The following is a 17,642-nucleotide window of genomic DNA, read 5'->3' as shown; positions in this document are numbered from 1 at the left end:
TTTTTATCCTTACTTCTTGCCGGACTTGCTATCAACTTTTGGATTAAGACGACGCCACGCATGACGTTTCAGCATCACCCACGCACCGCCGCCGACCAACGCTGAAAGCAGCAGCGCCGCCAGCGCCATCAGCACCGAGTGCTGGTTGGCATACCACACCACCATCATGTACCACGGCATTTCGCCGCTCGGGAATTGCGGGCCGACGCGGAAGCTGCGAATGCCGTTCTCATCGGTGATGATGGCGGTATCGCCGCGAATCCCGGCGTTGATGCGTGCAGAATTCAGGTCTTCATGCAGGCGCAGCAGTTGCTGATCGCTGGTCGCCACCGTCATCACCACTAAGCGATCCGGGTTCCACGGCGATCGATAGCTGACAAAGCCGCGCCACGCTTCGTTGGAGGAGAAGTAACGATCGGCATCCAGCGGCTGGCGATACCAGTCGCCGGTCAGCCAGCCACGCAGTTTGTCCCAGGTGGTGGGCTCTTTCACGCCCAGCGTGTTGCCGCTGGTATCGAACGGCGTGTTCGCCAGCATTGCCTGGTTGAAGTCGTTGTTCTGCGTGGTGCTCACCGCCAGCAGATCGCTCTGCTGCAGGCGCGTCATGTTGGTGCCGCCGTTTGGCAGGCCAAACAGCACCTGATTTTGCAGCAGCGGCACGCCGGTAGCGTTACCGGCGCGTGAGGCCATATCCAGCAGCGTGGCGATCTCCGCATCGCTTGGTTGTTCCGGCAGCAGCAGCGTGGTCTGCGAGAAGTCCGCCAGACGCGAGAACGGGAACGAAGCGCCAACAAAATAAGAGAGATTTGGCAGCATGGTGAAGTGGCGCGTGTGGCTCAGATCGATCCACGAATCCTCTTCGATGCGGCTCTTAATGTTGTTGTTCAGCAGCACGCCGCACGGCGCATCCGCTTTCGGCTTGATGTTGAAGTAGAGCGCCAGCTGGTTATCACCGTAAATCAGATAGGGTTCGAGCTTCAGGGTGTAATGCTCCTGACGCGCGTCGCCGCCCAGCCGATGCCAGGCGCTCTCCAGCAAGCCGACTTTATTCACCGTTAGATTGCGCAGGAACGTGCCGTTAATCATGACGTTGAGGAACGAGTTGTCCTCATCAATCCAGCTTTCGGATGGGAAGCGATAATGCAGCTCCACCGGAATGGTATCGCCATCCCACAGGAACAGGTCTGGCGCAGCGCGGAAGTTGACGCTCAGCGCATCGTGCCAGATGCCGGTGGTGGTCAGGCTCTGATCTTTGCGCAGCAGTTCGCTCAGACGCACCGGACGCGTGGTGTTGATCCAGCGCGGCGCATCGTACGGCTTACGCACGCCAATCGGCTGCGGCTGCACGTTAAGGCTGCTGGCATCGGTCGCCAGCGGCTGAGTGGTTAAACGGTTAGCGGCCTGACGCAGTTGATCGTCATTCGCGCCCACCACCAGCAGCAATTTGTAGACCGGATTGTTCGGGTTATCGATCACCTGCAGCAGCGGACCACTGGTGGCTGGCAAGGTTACGGTACCAATTTTGTCGCCCGGATGGCCGACCAGAATGCCGTTGTGTTCAGGCAGATCGCCGCGCACCACCGGGAAACGGATGCCACGATAATCCGACTGAATGCCCATCCACGATGCCACCAGCGCAGCGGCGCTGATGCTGTCCGGCGCGACATTGGCGGCAAAGCCAAAGGTGACGCTGGCTGGCGTCATGCGCTGCGCATCGATAAACGGACGCGGGAAGTTACGCAGGCTGGTGCCGATGTTCAGCTGCTGGCCTTCGAGGCTCAGCGTGGTTTTCGGCAAAATCGACACCTGATACTGCTGCGCGCTCTCTTTCTCGCACAGCAGCTTGTCGGCATCGTTAATCTTGAAGCTGAGGTTGTTGCTGGAGACCACCATCGCCGCCGGAATATCCAGCTGGTAATCGCTGACATCGCTGTCGCTGGCGCCTAAAGGCAAGGTACCCAGCGGCTGACCGTTCAGCATCAGCTGCAGCGAGGTGTTACGCGCGGCCAGCGCCGCCGAGACGCGCAGCGACAGATTAAGACGCGCGTTGGTGATCACTTCATCGCTGGGCAGGGTGAACATGATACCGGATTGCAGCTGGCCGCCGGTCAGCGTAATGCCGCGTGGCTGGCCCATCTGCGCCACCGAAACGGTGCTGCTGATTGGCTGGTTAAGCGTCACGGAAGCCGTTTCTGGCATTACCGCCGGTGCGGTTGGCGTTACCGTTGGCAGCACCATTTCTGGTGCGGCAGCAGCAGGTTCGCTGGCAGCAGGTTCAGCAGGCGCGTCGTTTTCCATTGTCGATGCGGCTTCCGGTACGGTTTCCGGAGCAGTTTGCGGTGCGGTTTCCGCTGGCGCATAAGGTGCAGCGCCCGCCGCCTGTTGCAGCTGTTGATCGGCGGCACTTTCAATACCTTGCGGCGGCGGCACGTCTGAAAGCGCGCCGCTATCCTGAGTGACTGGCGGGGTTTCGGCCCACGCTGGTGCGAGCAGCAGCGCCGTTGCCAGCGAGCTTGCCAGCAACGTTTGCGTCAAATTCTTCATGCAGCGCTGTCCTCTTTTACCGCGGGCTGGTTGTCACGCTTACGCTTCTCACGGCGATCTTTCCAGGTCAGCCAGAACAGCTCAAATACGGTACGAATAATGGTGCCAAGCGAAATCAGTGGATTGTCTTGCTTATACTCTGGCTGAATCCACGCATCGGCACGCGCCAGTACCACGCGCACCAGCTCACGGCGGCGCGACAGCGGCATATCGCCAAAGCGCAGACGGATGCTCTCCTCATCGCCGGAAATTTTGTTCACCGGAATGGTGATAGTGCCCGACTTCAGCAGCAGATCGATCTCTTCAATTTCATCGTGCTCATGACGATTGTCCGGCGCATCCAGCTGCGCGCCGCCCATCGACAGATCGCTGGTTTTCGTGCGTGACGAGATGCCGCTGGCGTAGTGAATCACCGCCGGAATCTGCACTTCAATACGGATGGTTTTACGCACCTGCTTGGTTTCGCGCGCCACGGCAATCGCCGCCATCAGGATAACCAGGCTGAATACCGCCCAGCCGACGTTGAGCGCAATAACGTAAGGATCAACGCCAAAGTAGTCATGCGCGGTCGCACGCACCACGCCCGCGATGATGCCGATCGACAGCAGCACCGCGACAATCACATGCGGACGCACGATGTGGAAGTCGAAGAAGCCCTGATCGAGCAGGCCGCCTTTATCCGTTACGTTAAACTTACCGCGCTTCGGCGCCAGCATGGTGAGCAGCGTTGGAATGACAAGGTGGAAGCACATCACGGTTTCGTAGATTTCGCCCCAGAAGGTGTAACGGAACTTGCCGTTCATTCGCGAGTTGACGTAGAGCGACATCACTAGATGCGGTAGGACGTAGGCGAAAATCAGCGAGGCTGACGAGTGAATGATATTCAGGTTAAACAGCAGGTAGGCCAGCGGTGCCGTCAGGAACGCCACGCGCGGCAAGCCAAACTGGAAGTGCAGCATGGCGTTGAGGTAGCACAGACGCTGCTGCCACTTCAATCCACGGCCAAACAGCGGATTATCAACGCGGAAGATCTGCGTCATGCCACGCGCCCAGCGGTTACGCTGCACGACGTGCAGGCCAAGACGCTCGGTCGCCAGACCGGCCGCCAGCGGAATCGCCAAAAAGGCCGATCCCCAACCGCGACGCTGCATTTTCAGCGCGGTATGCGCATCTTCGGTCACGGTTTCCACCGCAAAACCACCGATCTCTTCCAGCGCGCTACGGCGAATCACCGCACAAGAACCGCAGAAGAAGGTGGCGTTCCAGTTATCGTTACCCTGCTGCACCGGGCCGTAGAACAGTGAACCTTCGTTCGGGATGCTGCGCGCTGCGCGCAGGTTACGCTCGAACGGATCTGGCGAATAGAAGTAGTGCGGGGTTTGCAGCAGCGCCAGCTTTGGGTCTTTCAGGAACGGACCGACCGTCGCCTGCAGGAAGGTGCGCGTGGCCACGTGATCGCAGTCGAAGATGCAAATCAGCTCACCTTTGGTGATCTTCATCGCGTGGTTGAGGTTACCGGCTTTAGCGTGATTATTGTCGTCACGGGTGATGTAACCCACGCCAACATCGGCGGCAAATACCGCAAACTCACTGCGCTTACCGTCATCCAGCAAATAGACCTTCAGCTTGTCGCGCGGGTAATCAATACACTGCGCCGCCAGCACGGTATCACGCACCACTTCGAGACTTTCGTTGTAGGTCGGAACATAGACGTCCACCGTCGGCCACAGGCTGGTATCATCCGGCAGAGGTTCGATGGTGCGTTTTAATGGCCAGGTGGTTTGCAGGAAGCCGAGAATTAAGATCAGCCAGACGTACAGTTCGGCCAGATATAAGCCGATACCGAGAATCGCTTCAATCTCAGAATTAAATTGCAGCGTCTCCGTGGTGCGCCACCAGATATATCGGGTCGACATCAGCGCGGATAAGATAACCATCACGATGGTTATTTTGCGGCTTTTGCTGAAGCCCAGTAGAAACATCATCCCGATGCTGATTAAGCCAAATATATATTGCTTCTGGCTGTCCATAGGCGTGATGACAATTACCGCCGCCACCGGTGCAAGCACCAGCAGCAGCAGGTAAAACCCGAGTTTACTCATGATTCACCCTGAAGAAGCTGTGTTGTTATTATGTGGCCGGAGTCGGCCTCATTATTAATAGTGGCTGCGAATAGGTGCCTGAACTTCGCCGTTACCCACGGTGATATCCAGGATATTGGCTACGCGTTTTGCCACTAATTCGATATCAAACGCAGCTGCAGACGCTGGGCTGAAATCATAAACCGATTGTTGCGAGGCATTGGCTTCCGCGACACTTTCATCACGATGAACCACGCCTAATAAGTTTTCACCCAGACGCTGCTGCATAAAAGCGGTGACTTCACGGCTAATATTGCGGCGGTTATCGCTCTGGTTAAGGACAAAATAGTGACCACGTTTATTATTCAGCGGTCGACCGATCATGCGGTCATTTTCTATTTGCGGCAGCAACGAGACCGATGCGGTATCCGCTAACATCACCACTAAATGCATATCGGCAAGTGCCTGCATTGCTTTAAGCGCCGGACCCGGACCGGGAGGAAAATCAGCGATAATTACCAGCCCCGGATAATTCAGCACCGTATCCAGCCCGCGTTTCAGGAAATGCGGATCTTTAACCAGGTTCTCTTCAAAGCGTTCACGCTGCTCTTCGCTGACCTCGCCATACGGCATGACGAAAATATTGCCGCCGGTGGTCAGAATCGATTGGCTCCAGTCAGCCTGATCTTCAGAGCGTGCCACAAAGCCGCGACCATCATTCAGCGGTACACCAAAATGCAGGCGCAAGGCGTTCTGAACATCGAAATCGATTGCCAATACCTTGCTGCCAGCGCGAGCCAGACTCCACGCAAGGTTGGCCGCCATGGTGGTTTTCCCTACTCCCCCTTTTGGCGAGCACACACAAACTAACGGCATAGCGCAATCTTCTCCAGTAGCGGTTTTAACGGTGTTTCTTTTAACAAATTAGCGGGCTCGGCGGGACGCGAGCGGAACAGCGCACCAAAGCGAGACGGGGCCGGCGCAGCCGGACGTGCCGGTTCAACCGCAGCGGCCAAGGTTGGCACAGGCACTGGCGCGATTGGCGCGGGAGCTGCCGGTGCGGCAACAGCAGCAGGCTGAGCGGCTGGCGCGGCGGCGGGTTTTGCTGGTGGAAACAGTGAGGTTGTCGCCTGGCGCTCGACCAGCGTGGCTTTCGGCGCTAATGGCGTCGCAGAGGAGAGCGGCTTAACCGACGGCGCGGGCGGAAACAGCGGTGAGCCGCTCTCCGGTTGCGCGGCGGCAGGTGCGTTCAGGCGATCGAGAATCGATGCGCGCGTCGGGCTGGCTGGTGCAGCCTGAGCCGGTTCCGGCGGTGCGCTGAATTCATCCCCGCGAATCGGCTGTGGTTGCGGCATATCGATGCGCTGACCGCTGCCTAATTCAGGCTCTTGTTCGGTGGTCAATTGACGCAGTAACGCCCACTGACTTTGATCGGCTTCCTGCGATTGACCGGACATATCCTTAAAAGCGATGTCAAGCGTCTGCGTTTTCTCTTTAAAACGCTGCAGATCGTCGTAATTCTTCATGATCAGAGCCTGTAAAAGCGGGAGGGAATTTTCCGCGAATATATCACACACATTAAAAGACGGTGAGACAAATCTGATTACTAAAACAGCGCATTCAATAAAACAATTCTATCTTTAAGATTGAAAAAGCGGGAATGCAAAAAGCATGCAGTTATTTATGGACGGAGATTAATTAGTATCAATTAACAGAAATAATCACGCAGGGGATTTTAACCTAAGCTACTGAAAAACCTCTACTGCGCTGCAAGTTATGGATTTTATTCTACAGTGACATTGCTCACACAATGATGATGAAAATAGGAATTTGCCTTTACGCTATATATCTTAATCAGGACCAATTGTTCACAGATGCAGTGGCGTAATGCTTTTGCCAGGGCTTTGGCAGTAACACTTTTTGTCGTTAATTTATCTCATGTATTAATCAGCAAAAAGAAAGGCTCCCGCAGGAGCCTTGATTCATTTATGGCAGTAATTTATGACACGCCTACCGGCTGATTTTCATCCTGATCAACCGCGAAGCAGGCGATTTGCTGATCGCCATATTGCTTCAGTTTTGGCTGCAGCTGAACGCAGGTGCCAAAACGACGACGGCAGCGCGCGTTAAACGCACAGCCCGGCGGCGGATTGAGCGGGCTTGGCAACTCGCCCGTCAGTTTGATGCGCTCGCGGCGATCGTCCGGGTTGAGGCGTGGTGTCGCCGACAGCAGTGCCTGCGTATAAGGATGACGCGGATTGCTGAAGATCGCCTCTTTGCTGCCCTTCTCAACGCAGCGGCCGAGATACATCACCATCACCTCATCGGCGATGTGTTCCACCACGGAGAGATCGTGCGAGATGAAGACGTAGGACAAACCTAAATCCTGCTGCAAATCCATCATCAGATTCAGCACCTGCGCTCGCACCGACACGTCGAGCGCGGAGACCGGCTCATCGGCGATCAGCACATCAGGATCGAGCATCAAACCACGCGCGATAGCGATACGCTGACGCTGGCCGCCCGAGAACATGTGCGGATAGCGATCGTAATGCTCGGTTTTCAGGCCAACCTTCGCCATCATCTCCAGCGTTTTTTCCTTGCGCTCCGCTTTGGTCAGCGAGGTGTTGATCACCAGCGGCTCTTCCAGAATCTGGCTGATTTTCTTACGCGGATTGAGCGAGCCATACGGGTTCTGGAACACGATCTGAATTTTCTGGCGACGCAGTTTCTGCGCCTGCGGATCGTGTTTCAACAGATCCTGACCGTGCCAGAACAGCTGGCCTTCGGTCGGCGTTTCAATCATCGTCAGCAAGCGGCCCAGCGTGGATTTACCACAGCCGGATTCACCCACCACCGCCAGCGTTTTACCGCGTTCGAGGTTGAACGAGACGCCATCCAGCGCTTTGACCAGACGTTCCTGGCCAAACAGACCTTTCTTCACCGGGTAGTGTTTTTTCAGGTCAATCGCCTGCAGCAGATAATCCTGCTTATCGTTATCAAGACTCATAAGTCGGTCTCCCGGCATCATCCAGTGGGAAGTGACATTTGGCCTGGCGGCCAGGAATGTCGCGCAGCTCCGGCTCTTCGCGGCGGCAGCGATCGGTCACATACGGGCAGCGCGGATTTAACAGGCAGCCGGTTGGGCGATCGTATTTACCCGGCACTACGCCAGGCAGCGAGGCCAGACGCGCTTTATCGGCAGCAAACTCCGGCAGCGCGCGCAGCAGCGCTTGCGTGTAGGGATGACGCGGCGCTTTGAAGATATCCACCGCTTTACCGCTCTCCACCACTTGTCCGGCATACATCACGATGATGTGCTGAGCCGCTTCGGCCACCAGCGCCAGATCGTGGGTAATCAGGATCAGCGCCATGTTCTCCTGCTTCTGCAACTCCAGCAGCAGTTCGATGATTTGCGCCTGAATGGTCACGTCGAGCGCGGTGGTCGGCTCATCGGCGATCAGCAGCTTCGGTTTGCAGGCAATCGCCATCGCGATCATCACGCGCTGGCTCATCCCGCCCGATAGCTGATGCGGATAGACATCCAGACGCGATGCCGGGTCGGGAATGCCCACCTGATCGAGCAGATCAATCGCACGCTGACGACGGGTACGTTTGCTGCCACCCTGATGCACCTTCAGCGCTTCCATGATCTGGAAACCCACGGTGTAGCAAGGGTTGAGGCTGGTCATCGGGTCCTGGAAGATCATCGCTACTTCGGCGCCCACCAACTGGCGGCGCTCTTTTTCGGAAATTTTCTGCAGGTCGCGCTGATTGAATTCCAGTTTCTCGGCCATCACGCGGCCGGGATAATCGATCAGGCCCATAATCGCCAGCGAACTGACCGATTTACCGGAACCGGATTCCCCGACGATGCCGACTACCTGGCCTTGCTCGACCTGATAGCTGATGCGGTCAACTGCACGGAACGGTGTTTTTTCGTCGCCGAAATGCACCGATAACTTGTCTACATTTAATAACGCCATCTCGGTGCCTCTTTACTGCTTGAGTTTCGGGTCGAGTGCATCACGCAAACCATCGCCCATGAGGTTGAATGCCAGAACCGTTAGCAGAATGGTCACTCCAGGGAATGTCACCACCCACCAGGCACTTTGCGCATACTGCAACACGTCGGAGAGCATGGTGCCCCACTCCGGCGTTGGCGGCTGCGCCCCCATACCGAGAAAGCCCAACGCCGCCATATCCAGGATGGCGTTGGAGAAACCTAATGATGCCTGCACGATCAGCGGTGCCAGGCAGTTAGGCAGAATATTGATGAACATCTGGCGCAGCGTACCGGCACCCGCCACGCTTGAGGCGGTAACGTAGTCGCGGTTAACTTCAACCAGCACCGCAGCACGCGTCAGACGGATATAGTGCGGCAAGGCGACGAAGGTAATCGCCAGCGAGGCATTAACGATCGACGGACCGAAGATTGCCACCAGCACCAAGGCCAGCAGCAGGCTTGGCAGCGCCAGCATAATATCGACCACACGCATAATGATGGCGTCAACCACGCCGCCGAGGTAGCCGGCCATCAGGCCAAATATCACGCCAAGAATCAGCGACAGCACGACGACCATGCAGCCAACCAGCAGCGACAGGCGCGCACCGTACATCAGACGCGACAGCACATCGCGGCCCACGTCATCGGTACCGAGGATGTAGCTCCAGCTGCCGCCTTCCTGCCAAACTGGCGGATGCAGCAAGGCATCACGGAACTGCTCGGCCGGTGCGTGCGGTGCCAGCACATCAGCAAAGATAGCGATTAACAGCATCAGAACGATGTAAACCAAACCGATAACCGCGCCTTTATTACGTTTGAAGTAGTGCCAGAATTCCTGCAACGGGGTCATCGGCTTGGGTGCAGCAGTTACGCTTGCGGGATCAACAGCAGACATGATTCCCCCTTATTTCTTATGACGGATACGTGGATTGACCACGCCGTACAACAGATCAACCAGCAGGTTGACCACGATGATCAGAATCGCCACCAGCAGCACGCCGCCCTGCACTACCGGATAGTCACGGCGTTGCAGCGCTTCAATCAGCCAGCGACCGAGTCCCGGCCATGAGAAGATGGTTTCGGTCAGAATCGCACCGGCCAGCAGCGTACCAACCTGCAAACCAATCACGGTGACGACCGGCAGCATGGCGTTACGCAACGCGTGGACCACAATCACACGCATACGCGTCAGACCTTTGGCGCGCGCGGTACGGATGTAATCTTCACCCAGCACTTCCAGCATTGAGGAGCGCGTCATACGCACAATCACCGCCAGCGGAATGGTGCCGAGCACGATGGCAGGCAGAATCATGTGCATCACCGCATCTTTGAAATCGCCCTCTTCGCCCCAGAACAGCGTATCGATCAGCATAAAGCCGGTGAGCGGATGACTGTCGTCGAGGAAGATGGTGTCGCTGACGCGCCCGGAGACCGGCGTGAGGTTCCACTGCACCGAGACCAGCATGATCAGCATGATGCCCCACCAGAAAATCGGCATCGAGTAACCGGTGAGCGAGATGCCCACGGCGGTGTGATCGAAGATCGATCCACGTTTTACTGCGGCCAGCACGCCGACGGGAATGCCGACAGCTACCGCGAACAACATGGCGCAGATGCCCAGTTCCAGCGTGGCTTTGAAGCGTGGTACGAATTCGTCCCAAACCGGGATGCGGCTTTTCAGCGAGATGCCGAGGTCACCGTGTAAGACACCGTTGATGTAGGTGATGTATTGCTTCCACATCGGCTGATCGAGGCCAAACTGCGCCATCAATTGTGCGTGACGTTCAGGAGAGATGCCGCGTTCGCCGGCCATGATCAGTACCGGATCGCCGGGGATCAAGTGGACAAACGCGAAGGTCAATAATGTGATACCGATGAACGTTGGGATGACAAGGCCCAAACGTCGGAGTATGAATTGCAGCATAAGCCTGGTTCTCTGACATTTCCCACAGCGTTACCGCGGGGACAACATTGCTCAACACTCGCAGCCAGCCAAGGGCGGACGCGACGCAAGAAGCGCTTCATTAGTAGAATTTGCCGGAAAAAAAGAGCGGAATACGGGCGGCGAAGGTGCCGCCCGAGGGCCAGCAATGCTGGCCCTGACCGCGATAATCCGAAAGGTTATTCCTGGATATCGACGTTTTCGAAGTGATGTTTACCTAATGGATCAACCACATAACCAGAGACTTTCTTACTCACTGGCTCGTATACGGTTGAGTGAGCGATGATCAGCGCTGGAGCCTGGTCATGCATCACTACCTGAGCCTGTTTGTACAGTTCAATACGTTTGTTGTGATCGGCTTCAGCACGCGCTGGCTGAATCAGATCTTCAAACGGCTTGTAGCACCAACGTGAGTAGTTAGAACCGTCTTTCGCCGCTGCACAGCTGAACAGCGTGGCGAAGAAGTTATCCGGATCCCCATTATCACCGGTCCAGCCCATCATCACGGTCTGGTGTTCACCGGCTTTTGCCCGTTTCAGGTACTCGCCCCATTCGAAGGTGACGATTTTGGCTTTCACGCCAATTTTCGCCCAGTCAGCCTGAACCATTTCCGCCATGCGACGTGCGTTCGGGTTGTATGGACGCTGAACCGGCATTGCCCACAGGTCGATGGAGAAACCATCAGCCATACCTGCTTCTTTCAGCAGCGCTTTGGCTTTCTCAGGATCGTAAGCGTAATCTTTGATGTCGTCGTTGTAGCCCCACATGGTGGGTGGGATCAGGTTTTTCGCGGCCTGGCCAGCGCCCTGATAAACAGCATCAATGATGGCTTGTTTGTTCACCGCCATGGTCAGTGCCTGACGCACCTTCACGTTATCCAGCGGCTTTTTCTCGGTGTTGAACGACAGGTAACCGACGTTCAAACCAGGCTGTTCCATCAGGTTAATTTTGTCGTCTTTCTTCATGCTGGCGATGTCGGCCGGGTTCGGGTACGGCATGACCTGGCACTCGCCTTTCTGCAGTTTCGCATAACGCACAGAGGCGTCTGGCGTGATGGAGAACACTAAGCGATCAATCTTCGGCTTGGTGCCCCAGAAGTCTGGGTTAGCTTTATACAGAATGCGCGAGTCTTTCTGATACTGCTGCAGTACAAACGGACCGGTGCCCACTGGATTGAGGTCCAGCTTCTCAGGCGTGCCCGCTTTCAGCATGTTGTCGGCATATTCTTTAGAAATGATTGAGGCGAAGTCCATGCCGAGGTCAGCAATGAACGGCGCTTCAGGACGCGTCAGAGTGAAGCGTACGGTGTAATCGTCAACTTTTTCGATTTTGGCGATCAGCTTAGGCATGTCCATGCCTTCGAAGTATTCGTAGCTGCCGCCAGAAACACCGTGATATTTGTTGTTTTTGTCGAGCTGACGCTCGAAGGAGAACACGACGTCATCGGCATTGAAGGTGCGGGTTGGCTTGAAGTCTTTGGTGGTTTGCCACTTCACGCCCTGACGCAGGTGGAAGGTATAAGTTTTACCGTCCGCGCTGACATCCCATTTTTCTGCCAGACCTGGCTGCAGCTCGGTGGTACCGGTTTTGAATTCAACCAGACGGTTGTAGATCGGTACGGAGCTTGCGTCGTAGGTGGTACCCGATGTGAAGAGCTGCGGGTTGAAGCCTTCCGGCGAACCTTCTGAACAATAAACGAGGGTTTTCGCCTGGACACCAGCGGCAACGGTCATAGCAATCAGGCTGAGACCGACCTTCAGCATCCTGGATTTAGCCAGGGAGTTGATCATGTTTTGCTCCATTGTGATGTGATGTTGTGTGCGTCGCCCGACCTCTGATTTTTTTATGCGGTTCGGGCAGGTCAATTAAGAGTAAGCAAAATGTGAGCGGTTATTTTTTTGTGCTGGCACCGTGGAATCTGTCAGACACGTCCTTCTCTACATTTTATTGACGCATCAATTTGTCAACAGTTGCAATGAACGTCAATACAGTGTGGGGTTATTTACACAGAGTGTGAGTAAGTGCAAGCAACGATAAAAAACACCCTTGCGCGCCTAAGCCAAAATTAAAAAAGGTGATAAAGCACTCAATGCCGCGTGATTATCTGGCTATGTAGCCAAATGACAGTGATTATCACCGCTAAAAAACACACGAAACTTATTGGTAAATGTTGAATATCTGAACGATTCTGCGTGCGTTATGACGTTCAGGCAGCGGAATGTGCTAGGGAAATGGCATAAGAAATCAGCATGATGCATAAACCGGTCATAAGAAGAATGTTTCGCGAATTAAGCCTGTTGGTGTGATTTGGCAAGGGATGCGGAGAGTAAACTGGAGATATTAATGGTTATTATTGGTTTGACGCGCGGAAGGGTTAAATCGACGGGTTTTGCTGTTCGCTCGGTGCGTTGCTCAGGAAAGGCGGCTCGAACGCAAAGTCGGCGTAAATACATCCCTGTAGCCTCGACCGCCGCATCCCTGCGGCGGACGCTTTGCTAACCGAGCCGCCTTCCCATCGCTGATCAGCATTGGTGTGGCGGTAAAAGGCAACGCATCGGAGCCTCATTAAGGATGAGATACAGGGCCGCGGAGTAAAGCTTCCGACGCATGGATGCGTCGGCAGAGCCCACAGGGATGTGTCCACGGCGACTTTACGGAGCGGCCCTGTATTTCAGCCTGATCGGCACAAGGCCCAACAAATTACAGACGAAAAAAAACCTGCTTATAAAAGCAGGCTTCTTCAAAAATGGTCGGCGAGAGAGGATTCGAACCTCCGACCCACTGGTCCCAAACCAGTTGCGCTACCAAGCTGCGCTACTCGCCGATGGGGGCGCATATTACTGTGCTGCTAAAAAAGCGTCAATGCCTTTTACTGAAAACCCAACTGATCGCCTGGAAAGCAAGCAGCGGTCAACAACCCCAAAAAATCACAGTGCTTTAGCAGGCGCGGCCGCAGGTGCTGAACACCAGTTGTTTGCGTCTTTAATTCCGCCGTCCGGTGAGGTGTAGCCGAGGCATCCCATAATGGTATCGAACAGTTCAACATGACGATGGGTTTTACCCACGCGCTGCTGCGCCTGTAAACGTTCGAAGTTGCTGCGGTTGGTTGGATCCTCAAGATACTTATCAGAAGCCCACACCATCATCGGTACACGGAACTGCTCCGGTGGCGCCATCTCGCGCGGTGTGCCGTGCAAGTGCATATTCTCGCTGATTGATTCACCGTGATCGGAGGCGTAGAACACAATCGCCTTCTTATCACGCAACTGATCGAGCACGCTATCCAGCATGGTATCAACGTATAAAATCGAGTTGTCGTAGGCGTTAATCAACTGCGCTTTACTGCACTTCTCATCAACGCCCATGCACTCCGGCTGATAGCGCGCGAAGTCTCGCGGGTAACGCTGAGAATAAAGGTAGTGCGAGCCTTTGGTGTGCAGAATCACCACGTGCTTGCCTTTCGGGAAGCGCTGTAGCGATGCCTGCAACTCCGGCACTAACAGCATGTCATCGACCGCTTTGCCCTGATTACGCTTCTCTGAACCAATCTGCTCGCGGAACGAGAAGTTATTGGTGTCAGCGTTATCGTAGAACCACACTTCGCTCTGCATCGCGAACAGCTCAGACGTGAAGCCCAGCTCTTTCAACACGGCGAAAACATTTTGTTCTTTCAACGTGCGGCCCGGATTATCCATGGTGCCGCCTTCGCGCACGAACATGCAGCGCAACGACAGCTTGGTGGCGGTATCACAAGATTCACCACGGAACGCGACCAGATTCTTCTCTTTCGACAGCTTCGGCGTGGTATCACGATCGTAGCCGAGCATGCCCATGTGATCCCAGCGCGTGGTTTCGCCAATCACAAACACCATATAGGTATCGTCGATGCCCGCAGGCGCGACGTAAGTAAACTCTTTTGCCGGATCGAGTAATTTCTGACCATCCCACTCTTCATCAACTTTGGTCCAGGCGAACAGGCCCAGCGCGGCAATCCAGTTGGATGGCAGATACGAGTGCGCCACCACGCCGCCATAGCTCGGCAAATCGATGTTGGTGATCTCTTCATTCACCTTCTGCAGTTTGTCGAAATAGCGAATCGGCAGCCAGACCAGCGCCACGCTCAGCAGCATAATGGCTACCGGCTTCAAACGTTGCCCTGGCGTTTTAAGTTGTTCAATCAGCGTTTGGCTAAGCTTATTGCGCCAGATAAGCAGCAGTGGCAGCGCGCTCACCAGCACCATCCACAGCACGAAATGCAGACCAATCACTTCTTTAGAGAGATCGATATCGGTGGTCATCACCGAGGCGATAATGCCGTAGCCGATCACCACGTTGAAGAACGCCATGTAATAGGCGGCGGCAACAGAGATGATCACGGTGAGTGTGGCGAGAATGCGGTAAACCCATTTGCCGCCCAGCGACAGTAAGCGCATCAGGAAGAAAGTCAGCAGCACAGCTGCCATCACTTCCGCCGCCGCGGAGAGCCAATTAGAGATATTGGATTTCGTTAAGAAGCCGTCAAAGCGGCGATAAAATATCGGTAAATTCAGTAAGATACCGAGATATAACGCAAGCAGTAGTGACAGCTTCTGCTGCGTTAAACTTTTAATATAATTCATGAAAATTTCTATTCCCGACCTGGTGTCGTTGTATCAACCGTTATGTGACTGTTTAAAGACAGCAGAGTTCGCTAAACCGCAGAAAAAGCGTGACGCAAGATGCAGGATCGGGACGATTCCGACTGGCGAAAGGGCGATGGCGCGAAGCCGAGCAGTAGAACATTTAACCAATGGTAAGACCAGATAAATTTTCTAATCGAACCGGTTAGCGTTTTATTCATATGTAAAAAAGGCTCCCGCAGGAGCCTTTTGTCATTAACAACATCAATTAGTTGATGATGTTCAGCGTCACGTCGATGTTGCCACGCGTTGCGTTTGAGTATGGGCAAACGATATGTGCCGCATCCACCAGCTTCTGCGCTTCAGCTGCGTCCATCTCTGGCAGATGGATATTCAGCTTGGCTTCAATACCGAAACCGTTCGGGATTGGGCCAATGCCAACTTCGCCTTCAATCCACGCATCTTTCGGCATCGCAATCTTGTCGCGGCCAGCCACAAACTTCATCGCACCGAGGAAACACGCTGAATAACCTGCAGCAAACAGCTGCTCTGGGTTAGTCACTTCGCCGCCTGCGCCGCCCATCTCTTTTGGCACGCCCAGTTTTACATCCAGCACGTTGTCGGAAGAAGTAGCACGACCATCACGACCGCCGGTAGCTTTAGCTTTTGCAGTGTAAACAACTTTTTCTAAAGACATAATAACCTCATTAATTCGCTATATAATCGCGCACTACTTATTATGCGCAAACCTGAACGTCATCTTTTGGGTTGTCTGGACAGCGACTTCCCCTGTTTATTAATTGGCGCGGTAAAGGCTATCGCGCAACTCGTCTAACTGAGCTTTCAGAGATGCCATCACCTGGTCATCGCAGGCTGTTGCGCACTGAATGGCTTCCGGAATACTTTCTGCTTTGTCACGCAACGCACGACCTTCATCGGTCAGCGTTACCACAACCTGACGCTCATCCTGACGGGAACGCTGGCGATGCAATAAACCCGCGCTCTCCAGACGTTTCAACAGCGGCGTCAGCGTAGCTGAATCAAGAAACAGCTGCTCGCCAATCTCAGAGACCGTCACATCGTCCTGATTCCACAGCACCAGCATCACCAGATATTGCGGATAGGTAATCTCCAGCTTTGATAGCAGCTGGCGATAGACTTTGTGCATCGCGAGATTCGCCGAATACAGCGCAAAGCAGAGCTGCTGATCTAACTGAAGTGGCGCCTGCTTCACTTTTTTGTCATCTTGATTACTGTTCATGGGTTTCAATATAAATAGCGCGCTAGATAATTGCAAGCGACTTTTCTCTGGGAGAGTGAAATATGCGAGATTCACTGGAAGAGCAAGCGCGCCGTTATGCCACTGAGGCGCATGCCGCTGCGGGTCAACGTCGCAAATACACTGACGAGCCTTACATTGTGCATCCGGCTGCCGTCGCCGAATTAGTGCGTAGCGTTACCGATGATGAACAGATGATTGCCGCCGCCTGGCTGCATGACACGGTAGAAGACACGCCCAGCACCATTGACGATATCGAACGCCATTTCGGCCCGCGCGTGGCGGAACTGGTGGACCAGCTCACCGACAGCGCGCAGCCTGCGGCAAAAAACCGCGCCGCACGCAAGCTGGCGCATTTTCGTCATACCGCCGATGCCTCGCCCGAAGCGCAAACCATCAAGCTGGCCGACATCATCGACAACACCCGCGCCATCGTGCAGTACGATGCCGACTTTGCGCGCGTCTATCTGGTGGAAAAGCAGATTCAGATTCAGCTACTGCGCGAGGGCGATAGCCATCTTTGGCGGCAGGCAGAGCAGACCATCAAACAAGGGCTTGCGCAGTTAGCGCAACCGCCGCACTGCGTGCCGGAGAGCTGGTTCGTTAAACAGGCAGCAAAGTATGGCGCCATAAATTAAAAAACCCGCCATCAAGGCGGGTTGGATCATCCCAAAAAAGGGATTACTCCAGCAGCTGACGCCCTAAATAAGGGTTGGCCTGCAACAACTTCATCAATTTACGCGCCGTAGCGGAAGGACGTGTACGTTGCGCCTCCCAGCTTTTCACTGACGAAACGCTGACACCCATCACACGGGCAAATTCGTCAACCTGCATGCCGGTCATCTCGCGTAAACGCTGCGGCTCGGGAACTGTAGTCTGATTGATTGAAATTTCTGATACGGATGGCTTCGCGTCACGTGTCAAAACAATCTGCTCAAGGCTGCTGAGCAACTCGACCATGGGATCTTTTAATTCCATAGAGAACTCCTTAAAAACTCACTATGAAGCACGTGAAAGTAGAGAGGTAAGCGCCACCAGGCGCTGAAACCGGACGATCAGGCTGTATCCCGAAGCGGTTTAGCATAGTTATTATCAAACCGATGCGGGACACAGCCTGTTGAGCACTGCAAAAGATGTCAGGGCAATGCAACAATAGTTCGGGTTTCTAAGT

The 17,642-nt window shown here is 54.7% G+C and carries 14 protein-coding genes and 1 tRNA gene; 1 reads left to right on the top strand and 14 read right to left on the bottom strand.

Annotated elements, in window-relative coordinates:
• Nucleotides 1-9: 9 nt before the first annotated feature.
• The 13 genes from bcsB to K5Y32_RS21050 all read right to left on the bottom strand — a co-directional run bounded on the left by bcsB (nucleotide 10) and on the right by K5Y32_RS21050 (nucleotide 16,453).
• A complete protein-coding gene (gene bcsB, locus K5Y32_RS21110; protein WP_222185688.1) occupies nucleotides 10-2,544 on the bottom strand; it encodes a cellulose biosynthesis cyclic di-GMP-binding regulatory protein BcsB in 2,535 nt (844 codons plus the stop codon).
• Nucleotides 2,541-4,646, bottom strand: a complete 2,106-nt coding sequence (bcsA, locus tag K5Y32_RS21105; protein WP_222185687.1) for a UDP-forming cellulose synthase catalytic subunit — start codon at nucleotides 4,644-4,646, stop codon at nucleotides 2,541-2,543. The genes bcsB and bcsA overlap by 4 nt, the downstream gene beginning before the upstream one ends.
• Before the next feature lie 54 nt (nucleotides 4,647-4,700).
• Complete coding sequence (bcsQ, locus tag K5Y32_RS21100) at nucleotides 4,701-5,501, bottom strand: cellulose biosynthesis protein BcsQ (RefSeq protein WP_222185686.1); 801 nt, start codon at nucleotides 5,499-5,501, stop codon at nucleotides 4,701-4,703.
• Entirely contained in the window at nucleotides 5,492-6,151 is a 660-nt protein-coding gene (bcsO, locus tag K5Y32_RS21095) for a cellulose biosynthesis protein BcsO (RefSeq protein WP_222185685.1), read from the bottom strand. The genes bcsQ and bcsO overlap by 10 nt, the downstream gene beginning before the upstream one ends.
• Nucleotides 6,152-6,624: 473 nt before the next feature.
• On the bottom strand, nucleotides 6,625-7,635 hold the full coding sequence (dppF, locus tag K5Y32_RS21090) for a dipeptide ABC transporter ATP-binding subunit DppF (protein ID WP_137384884.1): 1,011 nt from the start codon (nucleotides 7,633-7,635) through the stop codon (nucleotides 6,625-6,627).
• Nucleotides 7,625-8,611 (bottom strand): dipeptide ABC transporter ATP-binding protein, encoded by a 987-nt coding sequence (gene dppD / locus K5Y32_RS21085; protein ID WP_008104610.1) that lies wholly within the window; start codon nucleotides 8,609-8,611, stop codon nucleotides 7,625-7,627. The genes dppF and dppD overlap by 11 nt, the downstream gene beginning before the upstream one ends.
• Before the next feature lie 12 nt (nucleotides 8,612-8,623).
• Entirely contained in the window at nucleotides 8,624-9,526 is a 903-nt protein-coding gene (gene dppC / locus K5Y32_RS21080; RefSeq protein WP_061719333.1) for a dipeptide ABC transporter permease DppC, read from the bottom strand.
• Nucleotides 9,527-9,535: 9 nt separating this feature from the next.
• The gene (dppB, locus tag K5Y32_RS21075) at nucleotides 9,536-10,555 is read right to left on the bottom strand and encodes a dipeptide ABC transporter permease DppB (protein WP_110867892.1); all 1,020 of its coding nucleotides are present in this window, start codon (nucleotides 10,553-10,555) and stop codon (nucleotides 9,536-9,538) included.
• Nucleotides 10,556-10,752: 197 nt separating this feature from the next.
• Entirely contained in the window at nucleotides 10,753-12,363 is a 1,611-nt protein-coding gene (dppA, locus tag K5Y32_RS21070) for a dipeptide ABC transporter periplasmic-binding protein DppA (protein ID WP_101763804.1), read from the bottom strand.
• A 957-nt stretch (nucleotides 12,364-13,320) separates the two neighbouring features.
• Nucleotides 13,321-13,397 (bottom strand) — tRNA-Pro (locus tag K5Y32_RS21065).
• A 103-nt stretch (nucleotides 13,398-13,500) separates the two neighbouring features.
• Nucleotides 13,501-15,192 (bottom strand): kdo(2)-lipid A phosphoethanolamine 7''-transferase, encoded by a 1,692-nt coding sequence (gene eptB, locus K5Y32_RS21060; protein ID WP_101763805.1) that lies wholly within the window; start codon nucleotides 15,190-15,192, stop codon nucleotides 13,501-13,503.
• Between the two features lie 268 nt (nucleotides 15,193-15,460).
• Nucleotides 15,461-15,889, bottom strand: coding sequence for an organic hydroperoxide resistance protein (locus K5Y32_RS21055; RefSeq protein ID WP_222185684.1), 429 nt, complete (start codon nucleotides 15,887-15,889; stop codon nucleotides 15,461-15,463).
• 99 nt (nucleotides 15,890-15,988) lie between these two features.
• Entirely contained in the window at nucleotides 15,989-16,453 is a 465-nt protein-coding gene (locus K5Y32_RS21050; RefSeq protein ID WP_110867890.1) for a MarR family winged helix-turn-helix transcriptional regulator, read from the bottom strand.
• Nucleotides 16,454-16,515: 62 nt separating this feature from the next.
• Here K5Y32_RS21050 and K5Y32_RS21045 point away from each other — a divergent pair, with 62 nt between their 5' ends.
• Nucleotides 16,516-17,109 (top strand): HD domain-containing protein, encoded by a 594-nt coding sequence (locus K5Y32_RS21045; RefSeq protein ID WP_222185683.1) that lies wholly within the window; start codon nucleotides 16,516-16,518, stop codon nucleotides 17,107-17,109.
• A 43-nt stretch (nucleotides 17,110-17,152) separates the two neighbouring features.
• Here the strand turns inward: K5Y32_RS21045 and K5Y32_RS21040 are convergent, their stop codons facing one another.
• Complete coding sequence (locus tag K5Y32_RS21040) at nucleotides 17,153-17,449, bottom strand: HTH-type transcriptional regulator (RefSeq protein WP_008104629.1); 297 nt, start codon at nucleotides 17,447-17,449, stop codon at nucleotides 17,153-17,155.
• Between the last annotated feature and the right edge of the window lie 193 nt (nucleotides 17,450-17,642).

This window comes from Pantoea sp. DY-15, assembly GCF_019795935.1.
GTDB classification, from domain to species: domain Bacteria; phylum Pseudomonadota; class Gammaproteobacteria; order Enterobacterales; family Enterobacteriaceae; genus Pantoea; species Pantoea leporis.
The sequence above is the reverse complement of the archived record's forward strand: the minus strand, read 5'-3'. Positions and strand labels throughout refer to the sequence as shown.